Origin of the sequence: Flavivirga sp. 57AJ16 (genome assembly GCF_028736925.1) — a bacterium.
Classification (GTDB): domain Bacteria; phylum Bacteroidota; class Bacteroidia; order Flavobacteriales; family Flavobacteriaceae; genus Flavivirga.
This window is the reverse complement of record NZ_JAQZAT010000001.1, coordinates 114,890-137,007: the sequence shown is the minus strand read 5'-3', so window position 1 is coordinate 137,007 and position 22,118 is coordinate 114,890. Positions and strand designations below refer to the sequence as shown.

23 protein-coding genes are annotated in these 22,118 nt (G+C 34.7%); 14 read left to right on the top strand and 9 right to left on the bottom strand.

What is annotated here, in order from left to right:
* Positions 1–25: 25 nt before the first annotated feature.
* The 8 genes from PQO00_RS00550 to PQO00_RS00515 form a co-directional block, all read right to left on the bottom strand.
* Positions 26–2,428, bottom strand: a complete 2,403-nt coding sequence (locus tag PQO00_RS00550; RefSeq protein WP_274182868.1) for a TonB-dependent receptor — start codon at positions 2,426–2,428, stop codon at positions 26–28.
* Positions 2,425–3,348, bottom strand: a complete 924-nt coding sequence (locus tag PQO00_RS00545; protein WP_274182867.1) for a hypothetical protein — start codon at positions 3,346–3,348, stop codon at positions 2,425–2,427. The genes PQO00_RS00550 and PQO00_RS00545 overlap by 4 nt, the downstream gene beginning before the upstream one ends.
* A 2-nt stretch (positions 3,349–3,350) precedes the next feature.
* Positions 3,351–3,857 carry a hypothetical protein gene (locus PQO00_RS00540; RefSeq protein WP_274182866.1) on the bottom strand — a complete coding sequence of 169 codons (507 nt, stop codon included), beginning with the start codon at positions 3,855–3,857 and terminating at the stop codon, positions 3,351–3,353.
* A gap of 593 nt (positions 3,858–4,450) precedes the next feature.
* Positions 4,451–4,693, bottom strand: coding sequence for a hypothetical protein (locus PQO00_RS00535; protein WP_274182865.1), 243 nt, complete (start codon positions 4,691–4,693; stop codon positions 4,451–4,453).
* 123 nt (positions 4,694–4,816) lie between these two features.
* A complete protein-coding gene (locus PQO00_RS00530; protein ID WP_274182864.1) occupies positions 4,817–5,203 on the bottom strand; it encodes a MerC domain-containing protein in 387 nt (128 codons plus the stop codon).
* Between the two features lie 12 nt (positions 5,204–5,215).
* Complete coding sequence (locus PQO00_RS00525; RefSeq protein WP_274182863.1) at positions 5,216–5,842, bottom strand: bifunctional 2-polyprenyl-6-hydroxyphenol methylase/3-demethylubiquinol 3-O-methyltransferase UbiG; 627 nt, start codon at positions 5,840–5,842, stop codon at positions 5,216–5,218.
* Positions 5,818–6,078, bottom strand: a complete 261-nt coding sequence (locus tag PQO00_RS00520) for a hypothetical protein (protein ID WP_274182862.1) — start codon at positions 6,076–6,078, stop codon at positions 5,818–5,820. Before PQO00_RS00520 ends, PQO00_RS00525 begins: the two co-directional genes overlap by 25 nt.
* A gap of 12 nt (positions 6,079–6,090) precedes the next feature.
* Entirely contained in the window at positions 6,091–6,999 is a 909-nt protein-coding gene (locus PQO00_RS00515) for an NAD(P)/FAD-dependent oxidoreductase (protein ID WP_274183201.1), read from the bottom strand.
* A 207-nt stretch (positions 7,000–7,206) separates the two neighbouring features.
* On the opposite strand from PQO00_RS00515, the gene PQO00_RS00510 reads away from it, so the two are divergent.
* The 4 genes from PQO00_RS00510 (at position 7,207) to PQO00_RS00495 (ending at position 12,661) form a co-directional block, all read left to right on the top strand.
* The gene (locus PQO00_RS00510) at positions 7,207–7,581 is read left to right on the top strand and encodes a Fur family transcriptional regulator (protein ID WP_274182861.1); all 375 of its coding nucleotides are present in this window, start codon (positions 7,207–7,209) and stop codon (positions 7,579–7,581) included.
* A gap of 653 nt (positions 7,582–8,234) precedes the next feature.
* Entirely contained in the window at positions 8,235–9,416 is a 1,182-nt protein-coding gene (locus PQO00_RS00505; protein ID WP_274182860.1) for a PLP-dependent aspartate aminotransferase family protein, read from the top strand.
* Positions 9,417–9,804: 388 nt separating this feature from the next.
* Positions 9,805–10,437 carry a hypothetical protein gene (locus PQO00_RS00500; RefSeq protein WP_274182859.1) on the top strand — a complete coding sequence of 211 codons (633 nt, stop codon included), beginning with the start codon at positions 9,805–9,807 and terminating at the stop codon, positions 10,435–10,437.
* Between the two features lie 124 nt (positions 10,438–10,561).
* Entirely contained in the window at positions 10,562–12,661 is a 2,100-nt protein-coding gene (locus PQO00_RS00495; RefSeq protein WP_274182858.1) for a gliding motility protein RemB, read from the top strand.
* A gap of 370 nt (positions 12,662–13,031) precedes the next feature.
* On the opposite strand, the gene PQO00_RS00490 is transcribed toward PQO00_RS00495, so the two are convergent.
* Entirely contained in the window at positions 13,032–13,895 is an 864-nt protein-coding gene (locus tag PQO00_RS00490) for an MBL fold metallo-hydrolase (RefSeq protein WP_274182857.1), read from the bottom strand.
* Between the two features lie 123 nt (positions 13,896–14,018).
* On the opposite strand from PQO00_RS00490, the gene cyoE reads away from it, so the two are divergent.
* The 10 genes from cyoE (at position 14,019) to PQO00_RS00440 (ending at position 22,117) form a co-directional block, all read left to right on the top strand.
* Positions 14,019–14,912 carry a heme o synthase gene (gene cyoE / locus PQO00_RS00485; protein WP_274182856.1) on the top strand — a complete coding sequence of 298 codons (894 nt, stop codon included), beginning with the start codon at positions 14,019–14,021 and terminating at the stop codon, positions 14,910–14,912.
* Between the two features lie 2 nt (positions 14,913–14,914).
* Positions 14,915–15,496 carry a heme-copper oxidase subunit III gene (locus tag PQO00_RS00480; RefSeq protein ID WP_274182855.1) on the top strand — a complete coding sequence of 194 codons (582 nt, stop codon included), beginning with the start codon at positions 14,915–14,917 and terminating at the stop codon, positions 15,494–15,496.
* Positions 15,497–15,633: 137 nt separating this feature from the next.
* Positions 15,634–16,617 (top strand): cytochrome c oxidase subunit 3, encoded by a 984-nt coding sequence (locus PQO00_RS00475; protein WP_274182854.1) that lies wholly within the window; start codon positions 15,634–15,636, stop codon positions 16,615–16,617.
* Positions 16,618–16,677: 60 nt separating this feature from the next.
* Positions 16,678–17,058 carry a cytochrome C oxidase subunit IV family protein gene (locus tag PQO00_RS00470; protein WP_274182853.1) on the top strand — a complete coding sequence of 127 codons (381 nt, stop codon included), beginning with the start codon at positions 16,678–16,680 and terminating at the stop codon, positions 17,056–17,058.
* Between the two features lie 169 nt (positions 17,059–17,227).
* On the top strand, positions 17,228–17,950 hold the full coding sequence (locus tag PQO00_RS00465; RefSeq protein WP_274182852.1) for a hypothetical protein: 723 nt from the start codon (positions 17,228–17,230) through the stop codon (positions 17,948–17,950).
* Between the two features lie 168 nt (positions 17,951–18,118).
* Positions 18,119–18,865 (top strand): SCO family protein, encoded by a 747-nt coding sequence (locus PQO00_RS00460; protein WP_274182851.1) that lies wholly within the window; start codon positions 18,119–18,121, stop codon positions 18,863–18,865.
* Between the two features lie 50 nt (positions 18,866–18,915).
* Positions 18,916–19,449 carry a DUF420 domain-containing protein gene (locus PQO00_RS00455; RefSeq protein ID WP_274182850.1) on the top strand — a complete coding sequence of 178 codons (534 nt, stop codon included), beginning with the start codon at positions 18,916–18,918 and terminating at the stop codon, positions 19,447–19,449.
* Between the two features lie 434 nt (positions 19,450–19,883).
* A complete protein-coding gene (locus PQO00_RS00450; RefSeq protein WP_274182849.1) occupies positions 19,884–20,102 on the top strand; it encodes a hypothetical protein in 219 nt (72 codons plus the stop codon).
* Between the two features lie 91 nt (positions 20,103–20,193).
* Positions 20,194–20,895, top strand: coding sequence for an ABC transporter ATP-binding protein (locus PQO00_RS00445; RefSeq protein WP_274182848.1), 702 nt, complete (start codon positions 20,194–20,196; stop codon positions 20,893–20,895).
* Positions 20,888–22,117: an ABC transporter permease gene (locus PQO00_RS00440; RefSeq protein ID WP_274182847.1), complete on the top strand. Its 1,230-nt coding sequence runs from the start codon at positions 20,888–20,890 to the stop codon at positions 22,115–22,117. The genes PQO00_RS00445 and PQO00_RS00440 overlap by 8 nt, the downstream gene beginning before the upstream one ends.
* Position 22,118 lies beyond the last annotated feature (1 nt).

The window sequence follows — 22,118 nt, the reverse complement described above, 5'->3', positions numbered from 1 at the left end:
TTTTTAGTGTATTTGATGTTAATATTTAATTAATTAAAGTTCTAATGGTTATGTAAAAAGCCCGTCCAGGGCGCTGTACGCTAAAGTTGTCGAATACTTTTTCGTTAAGCATATTTGTAACCTCTGTGGTAATTGCCCATCGATTTTTGGGATGTGAAAAAGTAGCTCCCACATTTTGAATAAATTGGGATGGGACTGTGTTCTTGAAATCCTTGTTCCCATCTACCGCCCAAAAGAGATAAAATTCATTGACGTAATTTGCAGACCACCAAGCCGAAACGCTATTTTTTGTATTTAGGAATTTGCCTTTATGATAGCGTATTTCTCCGTTCCCAAAAAAATAAGGGATATTGGGTAGTCTTGCGTTGAAGTAACGATCATCCACAGCTCCCGTAATGTTTTTGGGTGAACGGTTTCTTAAATCTTGATAGGTAGCATTTGCCTTTATATCCAGAAAATTAAATGGGCGATAGCGTACTTCCATATCTGCACCGAGCGTACGTGATTTTAATAGATTTTGGTATTGCGCATAAAACTGGGAGGTTCGCAACCAGATAACATTATCTGTATCACGGTAAAAAAGATTGGTATCCCAATTAAATTTTTGTGTATTCAGTTGAAATCCTAAATTGAAATTGTGACTTTGTTCCGGTTCCAAAAATGGATTGGGTCTTACTAATGTAAAATTCCCAAAAAGTTCGATTTCATCAGGAAGTCTAGTTGCATATTCATAGGAAGATTTTAATAGAAAAGATTTTGTAATACGATAACGTAGCAACTGGAGAAAGCCAAAATTGGATGCTTCTTGTTGGTTGGGTACGAATTCAAGATTTTGTATGGCGTATCCATCGGCATTCAACCAAAAATGCTTGACGGCCGTATAGCTCGTTAAATCCTGTGAAAAATTATGTTCATAGGAAAGACCTGAAGCATTCTTAAAAAGTTGGGTTGGATTGGCGAAAAAATCCTCTCCGTAAAATTCGGCCGCAACAGGATCTTCACCTATCCTTCTAAACCACGCGGTAAAAAGATTTAAGGTGAATTTTCCTTTCTCCCAGGGATGGTAGTTAAGGTTAACTCGATTCAAGATATTTTGAGAAGTGAGCTCTAAAAGATTGCGCGAGGTGGAAATCTCTCCACCATCGGTTCGTCTGTCATATATCTTACCGTCCCAAGTGTAGGCATTTAGCGTGGTATCGATAAAATGGCCTCGGGTACGGTTGTAGGCACTGTACCATTTTATATCTGTTTTCTTTAGAATCTTCTTTTTTTCATATTCTAAAGAAGCACCTAGAGTTGACTCGTCATAGGTTACTTGCCCATAGGGCTGGGCCATAATGGCATTGTGCTGAACATCATCTTTGAGTCCTGAATAACGTGCACTAAAAACCAAACGATCAGCATAATTTTTGTCATAAACCCCTGTATAAAGATTAACAAGGTAGTTAGAGAATTTATCATGAAAGCGCTTGACAGTTGCTGGAATTGGATTTCCGAATGCATCGGGGATTTCAATAGCTACCTTATAATTGTTGTCGGAATGGTTAAAAAATGAATGTACCCCGAACATCCAGTGAGTGTTAGGGTTTACCAATTGTGTGTTTAGATTCACTTTATGGCTATTGAATGATCCCCCGGAATAGGAAACATCTAAGTAGTCTGAATAGGATTTTCGGGTTATGATATTTATACCTCCCCCAAGGGCATCTGCACCTAAATCAACCGGTACAACGCCTTTGTAGACCTCGATTTGCTCTATTAGGTTTGCTGGTAATACGTTTAATCCTAGTCCTGAACCAAAATAAGAGAGAGGAATCCCATCCAAAAAAAAAGGAATAGATTTTCCGGTCATTCCATTTACATAAATTTCGGCATTACTGCCAAAACCACCCGTTTGGCGAACATTTACCCCGGGAATTTGTTTCACGATATCGCTGGTATTTGTATTTCTATCACGGAAGTTCTCCGTTTGCAATACCGATACATTGGCTGTACTTTCTCTTAGCCGTTGGGTTTTCGATTTTCCCACGAGCGTTACTTCGTCAAGTTGGCTCTGTTGGGGTTTCAAACTTATATCTATTTGAACCTTGGGTTTTTGCGTTGTAATATCAGCAGTGTAATAAACCGTTTCGAAGCCTATATAAGAAACCTCTAGGTTATATTTTCCATCGGAAAGTTTATCGAAACCGAAAGAACCTTTTTCATCTGTAATGGTTCGTTTATTTAGTTCAATTATTTGAATATGTGCGCCAAATAAAGGTGCTTCTTGATCGTCTGTGACTATGCCTAACACTTCTCCATTTTGGGAATAAAGAAAGCAACTTGCAAATAAGCTTAAAAAGAATGCATATGTGATTTTTACAGAGCTTCTGATAATTAGCACCTTAATGGAGTATCCATGCGTTATTTGGTATTGTTTTTTAGTCATTTTAGATTAGTTTGTTTTATGAGTCCCTGTTCCTCCATTTCCTGTAATACATCCTTTTCTTTTTCGGATAGGCTGTTTTTATTGAGCAATCCATCTGCTTTATCCCATAAGTTTTTGGCTTCGGGGGAAAGCCAATAGGCTCCATCACTATCTTTTTCCATAAGGCAGTTCAATCCATTTTTTTTACTGATGGATAGTATTTCGTGATTTTTTATTAGATAAATGGGTAACTCTTCTGTCAAAGCCACTATTTCCCGTTCTTCATTATAGAGTAAAAAGACCTTTTCTTCAGAAATTGAAATAGGCTTAGTATCATTTGGATTCATTTCAAAAGCCTCCATTTTGGTTTCCATATGCCCATTGACGTCAATGGAACATCTGACTATTTTTACTGGAGTCGGTTCTTCGGAGTGGTTACAGACTACAGCGGTTCTTTCATTTCCTTTGCCTATTACATTGGCAAGCGAAATTTTTTCTACCCAAAAATGATCATCAAGACGGGTCTTGGAATACTTTACACTTCCATTATTATGAACCTCTGAGATAAGGGAGTATTTACCCAATGGTGCATCATGGGGGATATTATATGTGAAATAATAATGACGACCAGCCTGAATATTGGTTAATATTTCAACGAGTTTTTCTCGTTTACAAGACCCTTCCAGATAATTCGCCAGTACCAACAGAGGGATGTTTTTATTCAAATATTTTAGTTTTTGAGGTGGTTCTTCCTTACTTTCTTTTTGGTCTGGAAAAGCGATAACATAATCTTCAAAGAGCATAGTAATATTGCCTTTGGGGTCTTTTACTCCGATTTTTACCAATGGGCACAAGTGGGCACCATTTAAATGTGATGTGTTGAAATTCCAGTGTATCGTAACTGTTTTGCCTGGGATGGTTCTTTTTGGGAAAATGCTCATTCTTATTTTCTCAATTTTTTAATATTTTCTTTACTATATTTTTCTGGATATATTTTGAACCATTTTTCAACCGTTTCCGCTCCGAAATAATCGTAAGTAGTGGACAAGAGAAATTCCAGTTTTTTGAGATACTTTTCTTTCGCCTTACCGGGATTGATTCTCATATCCTTTTTTCTTTGGATTTTTTCCGCTTTTGTAGCAGGAAGGTGATGGAAGTAGGGCGTATTAAAATATTCCATGCTGAATTTTTGGTAGAGGGGAGTAAACAAAATGAGGTTGTGCCACATCTCGTCTACGATTAATAGGTCATCTGGAATAAAAATTCCCGGAATTTGACTTATATATAAGAACTTCAGAGTTTCCAAAAGGATATCTCGGGCTTCGGTTTCTGAAACATTATACATATCCATAAACCGTGATATCACATTCTCATCTGTGAAGGATAAGAGTTTGTTCAATTGATCTTCAGTAATTTGGTTCATATTCTGGTGGTTTTTACTTTTTTGCATTACGTTTTAAATAGCGGTAGGATTAATTCCTACCGCTATAATTCTGAAACTATAAGGTGCTAGTGCAGTGTCCGCAATTGCTACAATGCGTGCTTCCGCTAGGTTGCTTTGCCTTATTAGCTAGAATTTCTGAAATCATGGATTCCTTAGTTTTCATAACTATCGTATTTAAAAGTTATACCTACTCTATTTACAAGGTTTTCGGTTTCCCCTTTCGTTGCAACATTTTTAAGTTTGTAAAACATTTATATTAGGCATACATGCCTATATAGATATCATCTAAAATTTTCAAATAAACATTTAGTCAATCGAAAAAATATAAACGAGCTCCATAGGAATTCTTTGAATGTACATGATTTGATTATTATCCTAAATTTGCGTATATCGTAGTAAGAGCAAATTAGATAATCAAAACAAAATTGAAGTATGGGAAGAGTTTGAAATTCACATCCTCTTTCTCTTGATTTATAGAGTAAAGACGGAGTTGCGAATCTCTCATTTACGCAATATATGTCTATTTAGAGTCAATACTCTAAATGAGACTTGTTGAGTTCGGAAACTCTTTAATAAGACTTAAAATGTAAATGAAACTCTTATAATATAAAAGGAGGGGGACGGGAAAAGAGCTGATCTGTAGCAATAGTGCTTGAGATAATAAGATTGTAGTTTCTAGTTACCTCTCTCTGAACAATAGGTTCAGTGTTTTCAATTGTGAAATCCTGTGAGTCAGGTGTAAGTGCCGGAGTTAAGTTATTTGTAATGGCATGGTCACAAATAGTACAATGGACTGCGTGGTCTTTATCATTTGTATGGGACAACGCATGAAGTCCTGCCATTTTCATTGAAATGAAAAGGACAAGAAGTAGATAAGTGATACTATTTTTTAGACGACCATTTTTCATCAAATACAAACTTACTAAAATAATCCAAATGTTATGTTAATATAATCTAAATAAAAGTTAATGATTATGATTGCCTCTAGCTCGTACTAATTTCCAGTTTAAATAATGGGCCAGAGCCACTATAAAAGCACCTATAACTGTATTAATGATTTCCCATAATTCGGTTAAGTTCAGTCTGCCCAATGCAATAAATGCAAATCCCAATGCGGCATATAGTAAAGGTTTTGTTTGGTGGTGTACTTTTTTGTAACTCGGTAAAAGGGATGTGAGAATAAAGACAATACCAAAACTTATAAATGTCCATTCTATATACGGGTTCTCCAAAAAATGTAAACTGCTCAAGGAGGAAAATGAAAGCACTACGGGTATGGCAGCACAATGTACGGCGCAAATTAGTGAGCTTGAGAAAGCAATGAGGTCAATGGTATTGTTTTTAATTTTCATCTTATTAATAACTTAGTTTGTTTTTTTACATTTTATCAAATAAAATGGTTGATTTTCGTTGATTTCAATGATCTCAAAAAGGCCAGCTTCTCCAAACTCATCTTGTACTGAAGTCTTGTCATAATAGAATAATTTGGCTCCCTTATGAAACTCATAGCGGTCTGTACCAATATGTTTTCCTTTTCCGAAATTTGGTGCGTCTTTTGTTATAGTCGTAAAAATCATATACCCGTCTTCTGTTAGTTGGTCATAGCAGTCCAGGATTAGTTTTTTCCTTTCGTTTTTATCCAATAAGTGAATTAATGCATGGCAATAAATACCTTCGTATTTTTTGGAATCAAAAGGCATATCGGTCACGGAACCATGGTATATAGTCATATTAGTTCCATAATGCTTTTTTGCCAATTCAATAGCAGTTCTGGATATTTCTATACCTGTCACTTCAAAACCATTGTCCTTAAATAGTTGTGCATTTCGTCCATAGCCAAAGCCCGGGATAAGTATATTTTTTATTTTATTTTGAATAAAAAAATCTTTTGCCAATAAAGCAGATTTGGCAGGTTTTAAGCCCCACATTTCCTGTTTTTCCTTAAAGTTCGACTCCCAAAATTCTGTCATATCACTTTCTGTTTCCTGCATAGTTTATCTTCTAGAATATCACATTCAAAGCCTAGTGTATTAACAGCCGATATAAAATTGTCTATCTCAATAATATCTCCTTTAACCCTAAGTATACTATGATCACAAGGATAATTGATGACTTTATGTTCTATGTCAAAACTAATTTTTAATCCTGAAAAGTTATTCTCAAGAGTAGCTATGATTTCAACTGCTTGATTTTTATCGGGGATATTTGTCGTGAAAACTTCAACCATAATTAATCTTACTTAAAATTGTTCGCTGGATAATTCTTTGTTGACCATAGCACCTGCGATATTTCCGGTTGCTACCGCATATGCTACCGAACGCATAGGGCTGGAATTATCTCCACAAGCGAAAACACCATCAACAGTGGTTTGCTGAAAAAAATCTACTTTGATATGGCCTTGCTCGGTCAATTCACATTCTAGGTCAAATGGGATTGAGGTATGTTGTTCAAATGGAATTGCTGCATAGGCTGCAAGGAAATTTTCTTTACTACCATCTTTGAAAACTATTTTTTCGATATATCCATTGTGATGTTCTAATTCCAATATCTCCTTTTCGATGGCTTCTATATTATGCGCTTTGAGTTTTTTAATTTGCGATTCCTCAAAATCCATGCTACCATTGGTCAAAATCGTCAAATCCTCGGTAAGGTTATTGATTAAAGGAGCCATATGAAAAGCTCTTTCGCCATTGGCAATAAGGGCTGTTTTTACAGCTTTGTGTTCATAACCGTGACAATAGGGGCAGTGTATCACAGATATTCCCCAACACTCTGAAAATCCTTTGATGTTTGGCATTTTGTCCTGCACCCCTGTGGCAAGAATTATTTTTTTAGCTGTAAATACCTTTTTGTTTTCTGTTTTAATTTCAAAACCTAAAGGTGTCTTTCGCCCATTTATGGCAAGGTCATTTAAAAAAGAAACGGTGTTGTATTGCTCAACCTGCTGTTTGGCTATGGTGGAAATTTCTTTTGGTGTTTTGCCATCTTGCGTCAGGAAGTTATGCGAATGTGGTGTTTGGATGTTACAGGGTTTTCCACTATCGATTATTAGTACATTTCGCAAAGAGCGACCTAAAGCCATAGCAGCGGAAAGTCCCGCATAACTCCCGCCAATAATGATGACTTCAAAATTTTTATTTTTTTCCATAACGTTAAATTTTGTAAAACCGATTAATGAGTTTGGTAAAGTGGTGGACAGAACAGCAAGACTTCCTTGCTTGATTACTTCTCTTCTAGTCATTAAAATTATTTTAAATGCAAAAATGTCGCATTAGTATGTTTCGCAAATATATTATTTTTTTATATTATTGCAATACTATCGCAGTAATTTATTGCAAATAAATCGCATTAAGGAATGAAAAGGAGAAATACGCCCACAAAAGAAGCTGTTTTAGCTGTTTTAGAAAATACGGGTAAAGCAATGAGCCAAGATTCAATTGAGCAGAAAATAGGCATTGATATCAACAGAGCGACTATCTATCGTGTTTTAAATCGCTTTTGCGATGATGGGGTTTTACATAAGGTTGTTGCTGAAGATGGTAAACAGTATTTTGCCTTGTGTATAAAATGTGATGAAAATAAAAAACCAATGCACCATTTCCATTTTAGGTGTACTAAATGTGAAACGATAGAATGCCTACCAATTGAAGTTAATTTTTCGCTTTCAGATAAATACTTGGTTGAAAATGTAAATTGTGTTCTTACAGGTGTCTGTAAGGACTGTATTTAAAGTCTTAGCTCACATTTAATTCTGTGTAAAGGTGGTTTGTTCTGATTTGTAAATGAAACATACACCCTGTTATAAAGGAATAAACAAATAAATCCAAAAACTTCAAAATAATTCATATTTGTATTTGTTTAGAAGGTCGCAAGTCATATATTTGCAGTTCGAAGTTATTTTGACATAAATTAAATGATATATAAGTTCACAAATTGTCAACATAAGATATGTGAACTATGGTGAGGGGCCAATTTTATAAGACTTAAGCGTATAAGGTTCGAGTCCCGTCCAAACCGCAAGAATTGCAAAAAAGAAAGCTCTGAGGAATTAGGGCTTTTTTTGGCAATTAAAAGAAGTTGTGTTGTTCCCGAATTAACTTCGGGATGTAGTTTACCAAAGTAAAATTTGGTATTCCAATGAGAAGCTTTCCTTTTTTCTGTGAAGAAGATTGGGATGCTTTTTTGTTTTAGAGAGGTTTTAATTTCCCATTTTGAATTAAAAAAAGGATCAGTCCCACAACTTTTGGGATTGATTCATTATTGCCATTAACAATGACTACCACTTTTGATTATTTTTGTAGCGTCTCTACTTGCTATAACTGGTATGGGATGTTTTTATAGGCAAAAGAAAAAATAAAACACCAACCTCATTTTTTAATTTTAATGAAGAAAAAGAATATTGAGACTATTTTGTCCCACGATGGAAAAAAAGCACATAGTAAAGGTGCCGTTGTTCCGCCCATATATCAAAATTCCTTATTTACTATGGAAAGTTGGGACGATGCAGATAAAACGTTTGATGATCGAATAAACAATCATATTTACACCAGGGGCAATAATCCATCGGTAAGAATTGTAGAAGAAAAGTTAGCCCAGATTTCGGGCGCAGAATCTGCTAAATTGTTTGCTTCGGGTATGGCAGCTATAAGCGCTTCAATATTGTCCTGCATAGAAAAGGGCAGCCATATTATAACAATAAAAAATATATACGGACCAGCTAACAATTTGTTACAAAACTATTTTAAACCTAAGTTTGATATTGATGTAACCTATATTTCTGGAACAGATATCAATGAATTTAAAGAGGCAATCCAGCCTAACACATCCTTAATATATTTAGAGAGTCCATCATCAGTTATTTTTAGTCTCCAAGATATTGAAGCGGTGGTTCATATAGCCAAACCAAAGGGTATTAAAACGGTTATAGACAATACTTGGTCCTCTCCCCTTTTTCAAAAACCATTAGAAATGGGTGTCGATTTAGAGATCCATTCTTGCACCAAGTACATTGGCGGACATAGTGATGTGGTTGCAGGCGTGGTTATGGGCTCTAAGGTAGATATTGACAGCTTATTTACTAAAGAGTTTGAATTATTTGGTGCAAAAATGGCACCGTTTGAAGCGTGGTTATTACTTCGAAGCTTAAGAACCTTGAAAATTAGAATGGATCAGCACCAAAAAAGCGCTTTAAAGGTAGCGCAGTTTCTTGAAAACCATCCTAAAATAGACAAGATTAATTACCCGGCATTAAAGAGTTTTCCACAATATGAATTGGGAAAAAAACAAATGACCGGTTATGGAGGCTTAATGAGTTTTCGCTTAAAAACAGATGATTTGGATAAGGTAAAAGCCTTTTTTAACGGATTATCTTTATTTCAAATTGGAGTAAGTTGGGGCGGACATGAAAGTTTAATTTATGCTCCTGCCATTAGTTATTTAAAGGAATTAACACCAGAACAGTTTAAAGGCATGGGAATAAGTTTGGGCGATATGCGAATTTCAATTGGGCTGGAAAATGTGGACGATTTAATTGAAGACCTAGATCAAAATCTTAGTCTAATATAACTTGACGTATATTTATTTTGTGTTTCACCTATAGCTAAGTCGATAAAAAATGGCATAGAATATTTAGAAATAAAAAATAGAAGTTCAAGGCAAAAAGCGTAGGCATAGCCTAGTTACGGCGAGTATTTATAATGAAGAAATTCGGTTTTTTACTCTGAAGATTCATGTTATTTTATATTGATTTAGCTATAATTCCACTTCACGAGATGAACTTGCTTATGCTGGACTTGTTTTAATATCTAGTGGAATTCCTGAATTAATATCTTTGATTACAAACGTATTATGGATTTGTATGAATTTATTTGTTAAATTTGAATGACAGAAATAATAATGAATTTATAGAGACTGTTCTATAAACCCAGGTTATTTTAATTTAATAAATCCAGTTATGAAAAATAGTGTACTACTTATAATTATTTTAGTCTCGACTTTTTCTTATACTCAAAGCGATAAGGGAAGCACAAAATTTGTCTATAATGAAAAGGGCCTAGTGCCTAGGCATTTTACCGTGGATGTAAAAGGCATGGATAGAAAAGAGCTGCTCTCAAAAGCAGAAGACTGGTTTCATGAAAAATATAAAGACCCAGATCTCACCCATGATAAAACCAATAAAATTATAAAGGGTAGTGATGCTTATGAAGAAGATGATTATGAAGAAGAGGAAACAGATGAAAGCGGAAAAGCAAAGAAAAGCGAAAAAATTCGTTTTCATGGTTTTACAGATAATGCCATTTGTTTTGGCAAAGGGGCCGATTACAGTTGCGAAGGACTGACATATATTATAGAGTTAAGGCTTAGAGATGGTGATTATAGGTTGAAACCCGTGAAATTGACTTATAAAACAGCTTCAGATAAAAAACAAAAAACAATAAGTTTAAATACACATGAGTTCTATTCCAAAGACGGAAAAATAAAGGAAGGCTATGAAAAGGTTTCATCACAAATAGAGACATTTCTTAACAGTTTAAACAAAAGTCTTTTAAACTATTTGATAGATAAAGAGCAGGAAGACGAGTGGTAGTTTGTAGGTGATCTGTTTAGAGGGCCAATAAACAGAAAAGCCTTTATTTTTTGGATAATACCTAACTTAGCAATCTAAAAAAATATAGTATCTTTCTGCACAAAATCAATTATTAGCCCATTCCATGAAGAGATTCATTGTACTATTGCTTCTTTTAGTTCAATATCATAGTTATTCACAAGATACCTTTTTAGTTGAAAAACCCCCAGTTTTTTCAAATTGTGACGATATCGCCATTGATTCTTTGCAAAACTGCTTTGATAGAAATGTGTTCGAGCATATTTATAAAAACTTCAAAGTGCCTCAAAAAGTATCCGACGAGACATATAAAGGAGAAGTGGTTGTTCTTTTTGAAGTAGATACCGTTGGACAATTTAGGGTTATTTATATCGATGCCATTTATAAAGAACTAAAGGAAGAGACCAAACGTGTATTTTCAATGTTGCCAAAGATAAAGCCAGCAACTTATAATAGTAGAAAAACGTACAAACAATATGCGTTGCCCATAAAAATTCCATTGGTCGATCAAGCTGTAAAAATGCAGGATTTAGCAACAAAGAATAAAATATCTAAACTAGAACAGCAATCTAAAGCAGAGTTTGACAAAGTTAACGCCAATTTAAAGGCTTTTGAAAATAAAGCCTATAACAGTCAATTGAACATTCCATTTACACATAGTGATTATTCAAGGTTTGATCGCCAGATGAATCTTGTTGGAACCAATAGTCATACAGCTTCAAAGCCATTTATGTATGATGAGGTTTCTAAATATTACGATTTTAAGGCCGAAAAAGAAAAACTAAAAAAGGAAGCAGATACATGGGCGGGCAAAAAACTGTGGAATGAGCATTTAGTACAATTGCAAGGGAAGGATTATTGGTTTACAGTAGATCCCATATTCGATTTGCAAGTAGGTAAAGATACCGATGCTGATTTTAGCTCAACATACAATAATACAAGAGGTATTCTAGTTCAAGGAGGTTTAGGGGGAAAGTTTAATTTCTATACTTCAGTATTTGAAAGCCAAGGCAGATTTGCCCAATATGTAAATCAATATGCAGAAAGCTTAAAGGCTTTTGGTCCCGACCCTGCAATTATTCCTGGTCGAGGTATTGCAAAGCGGTTTAAAACAGATTCTTACGATTACCCTGTTGCAGAAGCTTACTTGTCCTATTCGCCAGCTAAGTTTATAAATGTTCAATTTGGACATGGTAAAAATTTTATAGGCGATGGGTATCGGTCATTATTGCTTAGTGATGTAACAAGTCCACACCCCTTTTTAAAGTTAAATACTAAGTTTTGGAAAATAAAATATACCAATACATGGATGTGGTTAAAAGATGTAAGACCAGAGGTTGTAGCCGATAAGGCCTTTTTAACCAAGTACATTGCAAACCATTATTTAAGTTGGAATGTGTCCAAACGATTAAATATTGGGTTATTCGAATCGGTGCTTTGGACCAACTCTAACGACCGGGGTTTTGATATTAATTATCTAAATCCCATTATATTCTTTAGAGCTATTGAGTTTGAGACAGGACAAGGCGCAGGAAATGCACTTCTTGGGGCATCGGCCAAATATAAATGGAACGATCATGTCAATGTATATGGTCAATTTATTTTAGATGAATTTTCTCTTAGTGATGTTAAAGGCGGTGAAAAAAGTTGGAAAAATAAGTTTGGCTATCAATTGGGGCTTAAGTATTTTAATGCTTTTAAAGTGGACAATTTGTTGTTGCAATTTGAATATAACAGCGTAAGGCCTTATACCTATTCGCATAATACCATTGTATTAAACTATGCGCATAATAACCAACCGATGGCGCATCTATGGGGTGCGAATTTTAGTGAAGCCATATTGATTGGACGTTATCGTTATAAACGCTGGTTTGTAGATGCAAAACTTATTTATGGTGTGCGTGGGCTGGATTTTAATGACGGCACAGATAATTTTAGTTATGGAGGTGATGTTTATAGAGATTATAATGACAGACCTTTTGATACGAATGTTAAAGTAGGACAAGGTATAAAAACCAAAACTTTTAACGGTAATTTACAAGCAGGTTATCTTATTAACCCAGCATCTAACCTAAAGGTGTTTACAGATATTAGTTTTAGAAATTTTAATCCAGAAGCAGAAACGACAGCGACCTTTAAAAACAATACCGTCTGGTTTAATTTTGGAATTAGAACCGATTTGTTTAATTGGTATTTTGATTTTTAGTGAAACACTATTTTAAAAAGTTGTTTACAACGCATTTAAAATAGTTAGTTGAACTAGAGGGTGTCTAAAAAGTAAGTTCGATGTCATATTGAGCTTGTCGAAATATTTTTAACTTACTGATAATCAATATCGGTTTCGACAGGCTCAACCTGACAAATCAAATTATAAAGACTTTTTAGACACCCTCCTCATGAATTTAAGTTTCTTAACAAAGTAAAGAAAGAACCTTTCGATGTGGCTACCTTGTGCGTAGTCGAAGTGCGGTCATGTGTTCGATAATAATTACCACGTCCTTATCGCCCTTGAAATCATGTGTACAAGACATTTAAAAAGATTTAGAATCTGATTTTCGGGTAACGGCCAGTTAAGATTATCTCCCCTTCAAGCTCCTGTAAAAAGTACGTCTTATTTTTTCGCTATTAATAAAGCCATTACCATAACCTAAAGCATCATATGCCGTTGTTATGGAACTGTTCGATGCTACTTCGTCTTCGGTTTTATTACTAGCGATCTCCTTTAAAATATTGGCTTTTATGGTTTCAAGCATCTTTAAAAACGTTTTATATTCGGTTTTGGTAGATAAATGACCATGCCCAGGGATGATTTTGGTGTCTTCATCAATAAGCATTAAGCCTGCTTTTACAGCATTGATATAACCGTTAACACTGCCGCCGGAGTTTAAATCTATATAAGGGTAGCGCCCATTAAAGTAGGTGTCGCCAGTATGTAAAACATTGCTTTTGGTAAAATATAACATAGCATCACCATCGGTGTGCGCATTTTCAATATGAAAAGCAACTACTTGTTCACCATTCATCTGCACATGTAATTTGTCATTAAATGTAATAACAGGTAAGGCCTCTTTGGGGTTTTTGGCTTTAAGTCGTTTTCTAACATTATCGTGTGCCATAATGGTGGCACCTAGTTTCCCGAAATTTTCATTACCGCCAGTATGGTCACCGTGGTGGTGGGTATTCATGACAATTTTAATAGGCTCATCACTTAACTTTTTTATAGCTTCCAAAATTTTGGGCGTTAAAGGTGCAAATTGATCGTCTATTATAAAAACACCATCTTCGCCAGCAGATACACCAATATTCCCACCGCTACCAATGAGCATATAAACATGATCGGTAAGTTTAACAGTTTCAATAGTGACCTGATCAAAATTACGTTGCGCATAGCTTGAAAAACTAATTAAAAATACGATTGTCGATAGTTTTATTAGTTGCATAAAATTGAATTTAAAATGTGGATAGTTTTATAAAGGTATTAAAAATACACTTACCATTGCTCGAAATGCTTTTATAGAGTATATTTGCACTCGCAATTAAAAACCATAGAGCAAATAAAACCATTGAGTCATTCAAAATCTTCATTAGCAACACCTTCTGTTATTTCAGACTTTAAAGAAATCACTAAAATGCGATTGGCATTAAGCGTGGTCTTTTCATCATTGGCAGGTTATTTATTAGGTGTTGATGTTGTTGACTTTAAAACACTTACTTTATTAGCTTTTGGCGGTTATTTTATGGTGGGCGCATCGAATGCTTTCAATCAAATTATCGAAAAGGATTTAGATGCTTTAATGGCCCGTACTAAGGGCAGGCCCATTCCAGCAGGACGCATGTCCGTAACTACCGCATTTATCATCGCATCTGTTTTTACTTTATTAGGAGTCATTATTTTATATACCATCAATAAGCAAACAGCTATGTTTGGCGCTATTTCAATATTTCTATATACCTGTGTGTACACCCCTTTAAAAACGAAAACACCTTTGGCCGTTTTTGTAGGAGCGATCCCCGGAGCGATTCCATTTATGTTAGGGTGGGTAGCAGCTACCGATGATTTTGGTATAGAGCCAGGCACCTTATTCGCTTTGCAATTTTTTTGGCAATTTCCTCATTTTTGGGCGATAGGTTGGTTTTTGTTTGACGATTATAAAAAAGGCGGATTCTTTATGTTGCCTACAGGGAAACAAGATAAAGGAACAGCAGTACAAACAATCATGTATACTATTTGGACCTTACTAGTGTCCATTATACCCGTATTTGGGTTTACAGGAAAATTACAATTATCAATTGTTGCCGCCATATTTGTTTTTATTTTAGGATTAGGCATGTTATACTATGCGATTCGATTATTTAAAGAAATGACCGAGAAAGCTGCAAAACAACTTATGCTGGCCAGTGTTTCCTATATAACACTTGTGCAAATAGTGTATGTCATAGATAAATTTATAAGATAGCGATGGATTTAACTCAGGGAACAGAAGAAGAGAAAAATAATAGAGCAAAAAAAATGATGCTTTGGTTTGGTATCATTTCGCTAATTATGTCCTTTATGGGGTGGACGAGCGCTTTTATTGTAAGTAGCTCCAGACCAGATTGGTTAAAGGACTTTGAACTGCCCAATGCTTTTTTAATAAGCACTGTAGTCATAATTATAAGTAGCTTATCTTTCATTTTGGCTAAAAAAGCTTTAAAAGGGGGAAATAGAAGGGCAACGACACTTTGGTTGGTGGTGACATTTATTTTGGGTATTATTTTTATTATCAACCAATTTTTAGGCTTTCAACAAATTATAGATTTAGGTTATAATTTTACGGGACCAACCAGTAATGTAACCATGTCCTATATTTATTTAATAGCGATTGTGCATATTTTGCACGTCGTTGTTGGATTATTTTGTTTGTTGGTAGTAATTTATAATCATTTTAAACAAAAGTACGATACAACAAAAATACTTGGGTTGGAACTTGCAGCGACCTTTTGGCATTTTATAGATATACTATGGGTTTATCTTTTTTTCTTTTTATATTTCATTCGATGATTTTTATTGATTTCTAACGCTCTCATGTAACATCCAAAGTGGCTTTTTTTTGAAGTATGTATAATTTAGTGTTGGATGTTTTATTAGATGAATAAATTGACTATTTTTGTGCAACTTTTAAAAAACAACCATTAAATATGAGTACTACAGTTGTAAATACTGGAACAGAAGGTAAGACTTGGGGGGGAGGAAATAGGCCTCTAAATGCAAGTTATGGAAAAATGATGATGTGGTTTTTCATCGTTTCGGATGCTTTAACTTTCTCTGGGTTTTTAGCAGCCTACGGATTTTCAAGATTTAAATTTATTGATTCATGGCCAATAGCCGACGAAGTGTTTACGCACTTTCCTTTTTTACACGGTGTAAATGCACCCATGTACTACGTGGCTTTTATGACATTTGTACTTATTATGTCGTCTGTAACCATGGTATTAGCGGTAGATGCTGGCCACCATTTAAATAAAGCTAAGGTGACCCTTTATATGTTTTTAACCATTATTGGTGGTTTAATATTCGTTGGCTCTCAAGCTTGGGAATGGGGTACATTTATTAAAGGTGATTATGGTGCGGTACAAACAAAGGGAGGTAATATTTTACAGTTTGTAGATACCGAAGGGCATCGTGTAGCACTAAGGGACTTTGTTGTAGTTGATGCACATGCAGAAAGAACACAACACGAACGTAAAGAGGGTTTATGGTTTGTTTCAGAAGGGACATTACCAACGTATACAGTTGAAGAAGTATTGCATGGTTTAGAAACCCACGATAATATTTTGGTTAGAACACAGATCATTGATGAAGCTGGTGAAAAAACGGTTTTATCTAGAGCTGAATCATTAAAACAAATAAAAGAATACGGAAAAGTTGTTGTAGAAGGTGCTAATTTACATGTAAATGAGTATGGATCTCCACTATTTGCGGATTTCTTCTTCTTTATAACTGGTTTTCACGGTTTCCACGTATTCTCTGGAGTTATTATAAACATCATTATTTTCTTTAATGTGATTTTAGGAACTTACGAGCGACGTCAAAATTATGAAATGGTCGAAAAAGTGGGGTTATACTGGCACTTTGTAGATTTGGTTTGGGTATTTGTATTTACATTCTTCTACCTGGTTTAATTGAAAAAAACTCCGCATAAGCTTAGCCGTTGCGGTAACTTATAAAAAAGATATTTTAAAATGGCACACGAACATAAATTAGCAATATTTAGAGGTTTAGTTAAGTTTAAATCGAATACCCAAAAAATTTGGGGCGTTTTAATTTTCTTAACTTTTGTAACAGCAATCGAGGTTATATTGGGTATTTTAAAACCAGAATCCTTAATGGGACAGGTATTAGGAATGAAAGCCCTTAACTGGATCTTCATTATTTTAACCATTGTAAAAGCATATTATATAACCTGGGATTTTATGCACATGCGTGACGAATTAAAATCTTTAAGACGTATGGTCGTTTGGACAGCTATATTCTTAATTCTATATTTAATATTTATTTTATTACAAGAAGGCGGTTATGTGTTCAATGTCTATAAAGAAGGATTTATAAAAAGAGATTTTTAACTAAATTTGTTTTGAGCCTGTACCGGGCACAGACGAAGTGTTAAAATAGAGATATAAAGACGGTTTTTAAACCGTCTTTTTTTATTTTTGCAGACATATTTTATAATACCATTTCTCATTTTCTTTTATAGTAATTTCAAACGAGAAATGATATAAATACTGTTATTTGATGGATTACAAAAAAGTAAGTCGGTATGTGGTTTTAGGAATTTTGTTTTTTCTTCCTGTAACATTTTTGTTGTTCTTATACCCAGCAACCCATAATTATACACCACTGGATATTGTTAACGGATCGGTTTTGGATTTACAACCATTCACTTCAGATTCAAAAGAACAAGTCCTTTTAAAAGATCATATTACAGTATTGGGTTTTTTTGGACAAAATCCTTTAGACAAAACAATAACGGCATCCAATTTAAAAGAATTGGTCTATGATAAGTTTAAAGGGTTTAAGCGCTTTCAGATAGTTATAGTGATGCCTAAGGGCACAGAAGATACTGTTGAAAAACTTAAAGCAGAGATTAACTCGTATGAAGATTTGAGATTTTGGCATTTTGTTTATGGAGAACCCGATAACATTAAAAAAACATTTTTCACGTTAAAAAGTCAAACGAATCTTTCTGAAAACTTAGGTACAGATCATGTGTTTATTATTGATAAGGATTTAAACCAACGCGGGCGACTTGATGATAGAACAGATCATGAACTTGAGAAAAATAAACCTGTTTATGATTTGGAATCTTACAACTGTATTGAAGTGGCAGAAATAAAAAATAAAATGAGTGAAGATATGCGCATTTTGTTTACGGAATATAGACAAAAAAGAAAAGGGGAGTTTAACTCAGATACAAGAAGAGCAAGTGATTTAAAAGAAACGAACCCAAAAGGGTAAATAATTGTCAGGTTAAGCGCAGTCGAAACCTACCTAATAAAATTTGGATTAATAATATTGAGATTCCGGCTATAGTTTATTTAAAGCTTTATTGAAATATAAAATGCTTTATATTCGAAGATGTCTCTAATAAAGCTAAACGAAAGGCAGGAACTATAAAACAAAAAAATGAGCAAAAACACAAATTATTCATATATAGGCATTGCATTTGTTATTTTGGTTTTCGGTATTCTTTTTATACCAAAAATTATAGACAGGATTTCTAATAAAGATATTATTAGACACGAAAGTAGAAGCGATTTTGCAGACGATAAGAAATCAACTACGTCAGACTTAGCCTTTATTGAAATAAACGGCGAGCCTAAAAAGGTACCCGCTTTTTCCTTTACAGACCAACAGGGAAAAACAATAACTAATAAAGATTATGAAGGCAAAGTTTATGTTGTAGAATTCTTTTTTACAACATGCCCAACTATTTGCCCAAGAATGAACGAAAACCTGATTCAAATTCAGAATACCTTTAAAGATTTTAATGATTTTGGAGTGGCGTCATTCACCATAAACCCAGATTATGATACCCCGGAAATTCTTAAAGCCTATGCAGATAAATATGGGGTAACCAACCCTAATTGGCATTTAATGACTGGCGATAAAGAGACGATTTACAAACTATCAAACGAAGGGTTCAATTTGTATTCTGCCGAAGAAGCAGATGCAGCAGGTGGTTTTGAACATTCAGGTAACTTTGCTTTAATTGATAAAAACGGATACCTCCGATCCAGAAAAGACGATTTTGGCAATCCAATTATTTATTACAGAGGGATTGTTTCAGAAGCTGAGCAAGTTGATGATGAAGGTGTAAAAGAAGAAATCAGTATATTAAAAGAAGACATTAAAAAGTTGCTCAATGAGTAATTGGTGTCATTCAGAGCACGGAGTCGAAGAATATAAATAAAGAATAATTTATGATTGAAAATAAAAATATTATAGACGAAAAAAAATACAATAAATTAATAATCGTATTATCAGTATTAATACCTGTCGTCGTAGCTATTTTATTTGGAGTAAAGATCCCAAATGTTGAACCATTAACGTTTCTCCCGCCTATTTATGCATCGATAAACGGTGTGACAGCATTGGTTTTATTATTGGCGGTGTTTCAAATTAAAAAGGGAAATAGGGCAGCGCATGAAAAATTAATGAAGTTGGCCATTGTGCTTTCTGTGTCATTCTTAGTGATGTATGTAGCCTACCATATGACGAGCGATTCAACTAAGTTTGGCGGCGAAGGCCCCATTAAATATATCTATTATTTTATATTGCTAACACATATATTATTGTCAATCATCGTGATTCCGTTTGTATTGATTACCTATGTTAGAGCTATCACGAACAATATAGAAAAACATAAAAAAATAGCAAGAATAACATTTCCGTTGTGGTTGTATGTAGCGGTTACGGGTGTGATTGTATATATCATGATTTCACCGTATTATTAATGAAACCCTACTTTAAGAAGCAGACACTGCGCACTTAAAGTAGCTGGTTGAATTAATCCCGCTGTAGGGCGGGATCTGTAAATAAAAGAAATAACCCTACTTTAAGAAGCAGGCACTGCGCACTTAAAGTAGCTGGTTGAATTAATCCCGCTGTAGGGCGGGATCTGTAAATAAAAGAAATAACCCTACTTTAAGAAGCAGACACTGCGCACTTAAAGTAGCTGGTTGAATTAATCCCGCTGTAGGGCGGGATCTGTAAATAAAAGAAATAACCCTACTTTAAGAAGCAGGCACTGCGCACTTAAAGTAGCTGGTTGAATTAATCCCGCTTTTCATGCTGAACTTGCTTCAGTATCTAGCGGGGTCTGTAAAACTTTAACGCTTAGCGACACATGTGCTGAACGAAGTCGAAGTAAGTCTAATAACTCTGTAAAATGAAAAATAAAATCCTCTTTTTTCTCTTTTCTTTTCTCTTTTTTCTAGAAACAAACGCCCAATGCGCTATGTGTCGTGCTGTTTTAGAAAGTGAAGAAGGACAAACAGCAGCAGAAGGCATTAATGATGGTATTGTGTATTTAATGGCTATTCCGTACATTCTTGTTGGGGGGATTGCCTACTTTATTTATAATAAATACAATACGTTAAAAAAGTAATAAAAATTTTTAGGAACAATTTTTGTAACATTTCTTTGTGTTAATAGTCTTATTGTAAAGCTTAAAGGCTCCCAACTCTAACAGTTAAGAAATGTTAAAAATAAATCAGCTCCATAAATCCTATCCCATAGGTGATTCCAGTTTACATGTTTTAAAAGGTATAGACCTTAAAGTTGAAGAAGGCGAAATGGTAGCCATTATGGGGTCTTCGGGCTCAGGTAAATCTACGTTACTCAATATTATTGGTATGTTGGATGAAGCAGATTCCGGAGATTATATATTAGACGGACTGCCCATAAAAAACCTTACCGAAAAGAAAGCGGCCATTTATAGAAACAAGTTTTTAGGGTTTATTTTTCAGTCTTTTAACCTTATCAATTATAAGAATGCTTTGGAGAATGTAGCATTGCCTTTATACTATCAGGGGATGAAACGTAAAGAACGTCAGGAAAAAGCATTGTTTCATTTAGGGAAAGTTGGGTTGGCAGATTGGGCAGATCATTTACCTAAGGAACTTTCTGGAGGGCAGAACCAGCGTGTTGCCATAGCCAGAGCCTTAGCTGCAAACCCTAAACTGTTACTGGCAGATGAACCAACAGGGGCATTAGATACGACAACCTCTTATGAGATTATGGCGTTTATTCAGCAATTAAACGACGAAGGTAAAACCATTTTAATGGTAACCCATGAGGAAGACATTGCTAATATGTGCAAGCGTATTGTTCGTTTGCGTGATGGTGTTATTATGGAAGATAAAAAAGTGGAACAGGTAAGAGCAGAACAATATGTTTGATATAGACCTTTGGCGGGAAATATTTCAAAGTATAAATAAAAATAGGACCCGAAGTTTGTTGTCTGGTTTTACGGTAGCTTTTGCGATATTATTATTCACGATCCTTTTTGGTATTGCCAATGGCTTACAAAATACATTTGCCGAGGCCTTTGTAGATGATGCTACAAATTCAATTTTTATAAATTCGGGAAAGACAACACAAGCCCATAAAGGGCTGCAATCCGGTAGATGGATTAGGTTTAAAAATGAAGATTTTGATTATATAAAGGAGGAGTTTGGTAATAAAGTAGAGTTCATTACCGCACGTCTTTATAGAAATGCACAGGCATCGTTTAGGAACGAACAAGGTAACTACAATTTAAGAGCCGTTCATCCGGACCATCAGTTTTTAGAAAAAACAATAATAAAAGAAGGTCGGTACATTAACCAAAATGACATACAAAATAGAACCAAAGTGGTTGTTATAGGTAGGTTGGTAGATGAGGATCTGTTTGTAAAAACAACCGCCTTGGGTAAATATATAAACCTTAGTGGTATTCAATATAAAGTTGTTGGTGTTTTTACGGATGATGGTGGCGATAATGAAGAACGTTTAATTTATATGCCAATTTCTACAGCACAGCATATTTATGGAAATAATGATTATATAGATCAAATAAATTTAACCTATAACCCAGAAATGAATTATGATGAAGCATTATCTTTTGGTCATCTAATTACTAAAAAAATGAAGGAGCGTTTTTCTGTGGCCAGAGACGATCAACGAGCTATAAGGGTTCGTAATATGGCCGAGGGAACAAAAGCTGTTGGGCAAATGACTTTTGGGCTAAGCGTTATTATTTTGGTTATTGGTTTCGGAACACTTATGGCCGGAATAGTTGGGGTTAGTAATATTATGATTTTTATTGTAAAAGAGCGTACCAAAGAAATAGGGATTCGTAAAGCACTGGGAGCGTCTCCCAGATCGATTGTGTCCATAATTTTAATCGAATCTATCTTAATCACAGCTATTGCAGGATATGTTGGGCTGTTACTGGGAGTAGGGGTGTTGGAGTTGGTTGGACCTGATCTAAAAGCATATTTTATAAAAGACCCGGGCGTGAGTAATAGCTTGGTAATCGGTGCCACAGTCACACTTATACTTGCAGGAGCCATTGCTGGATATTTACCAGCAAAAAAAGCATCAAAAATAAAACCTATTGTAGCATTAAGAAACGATTAAT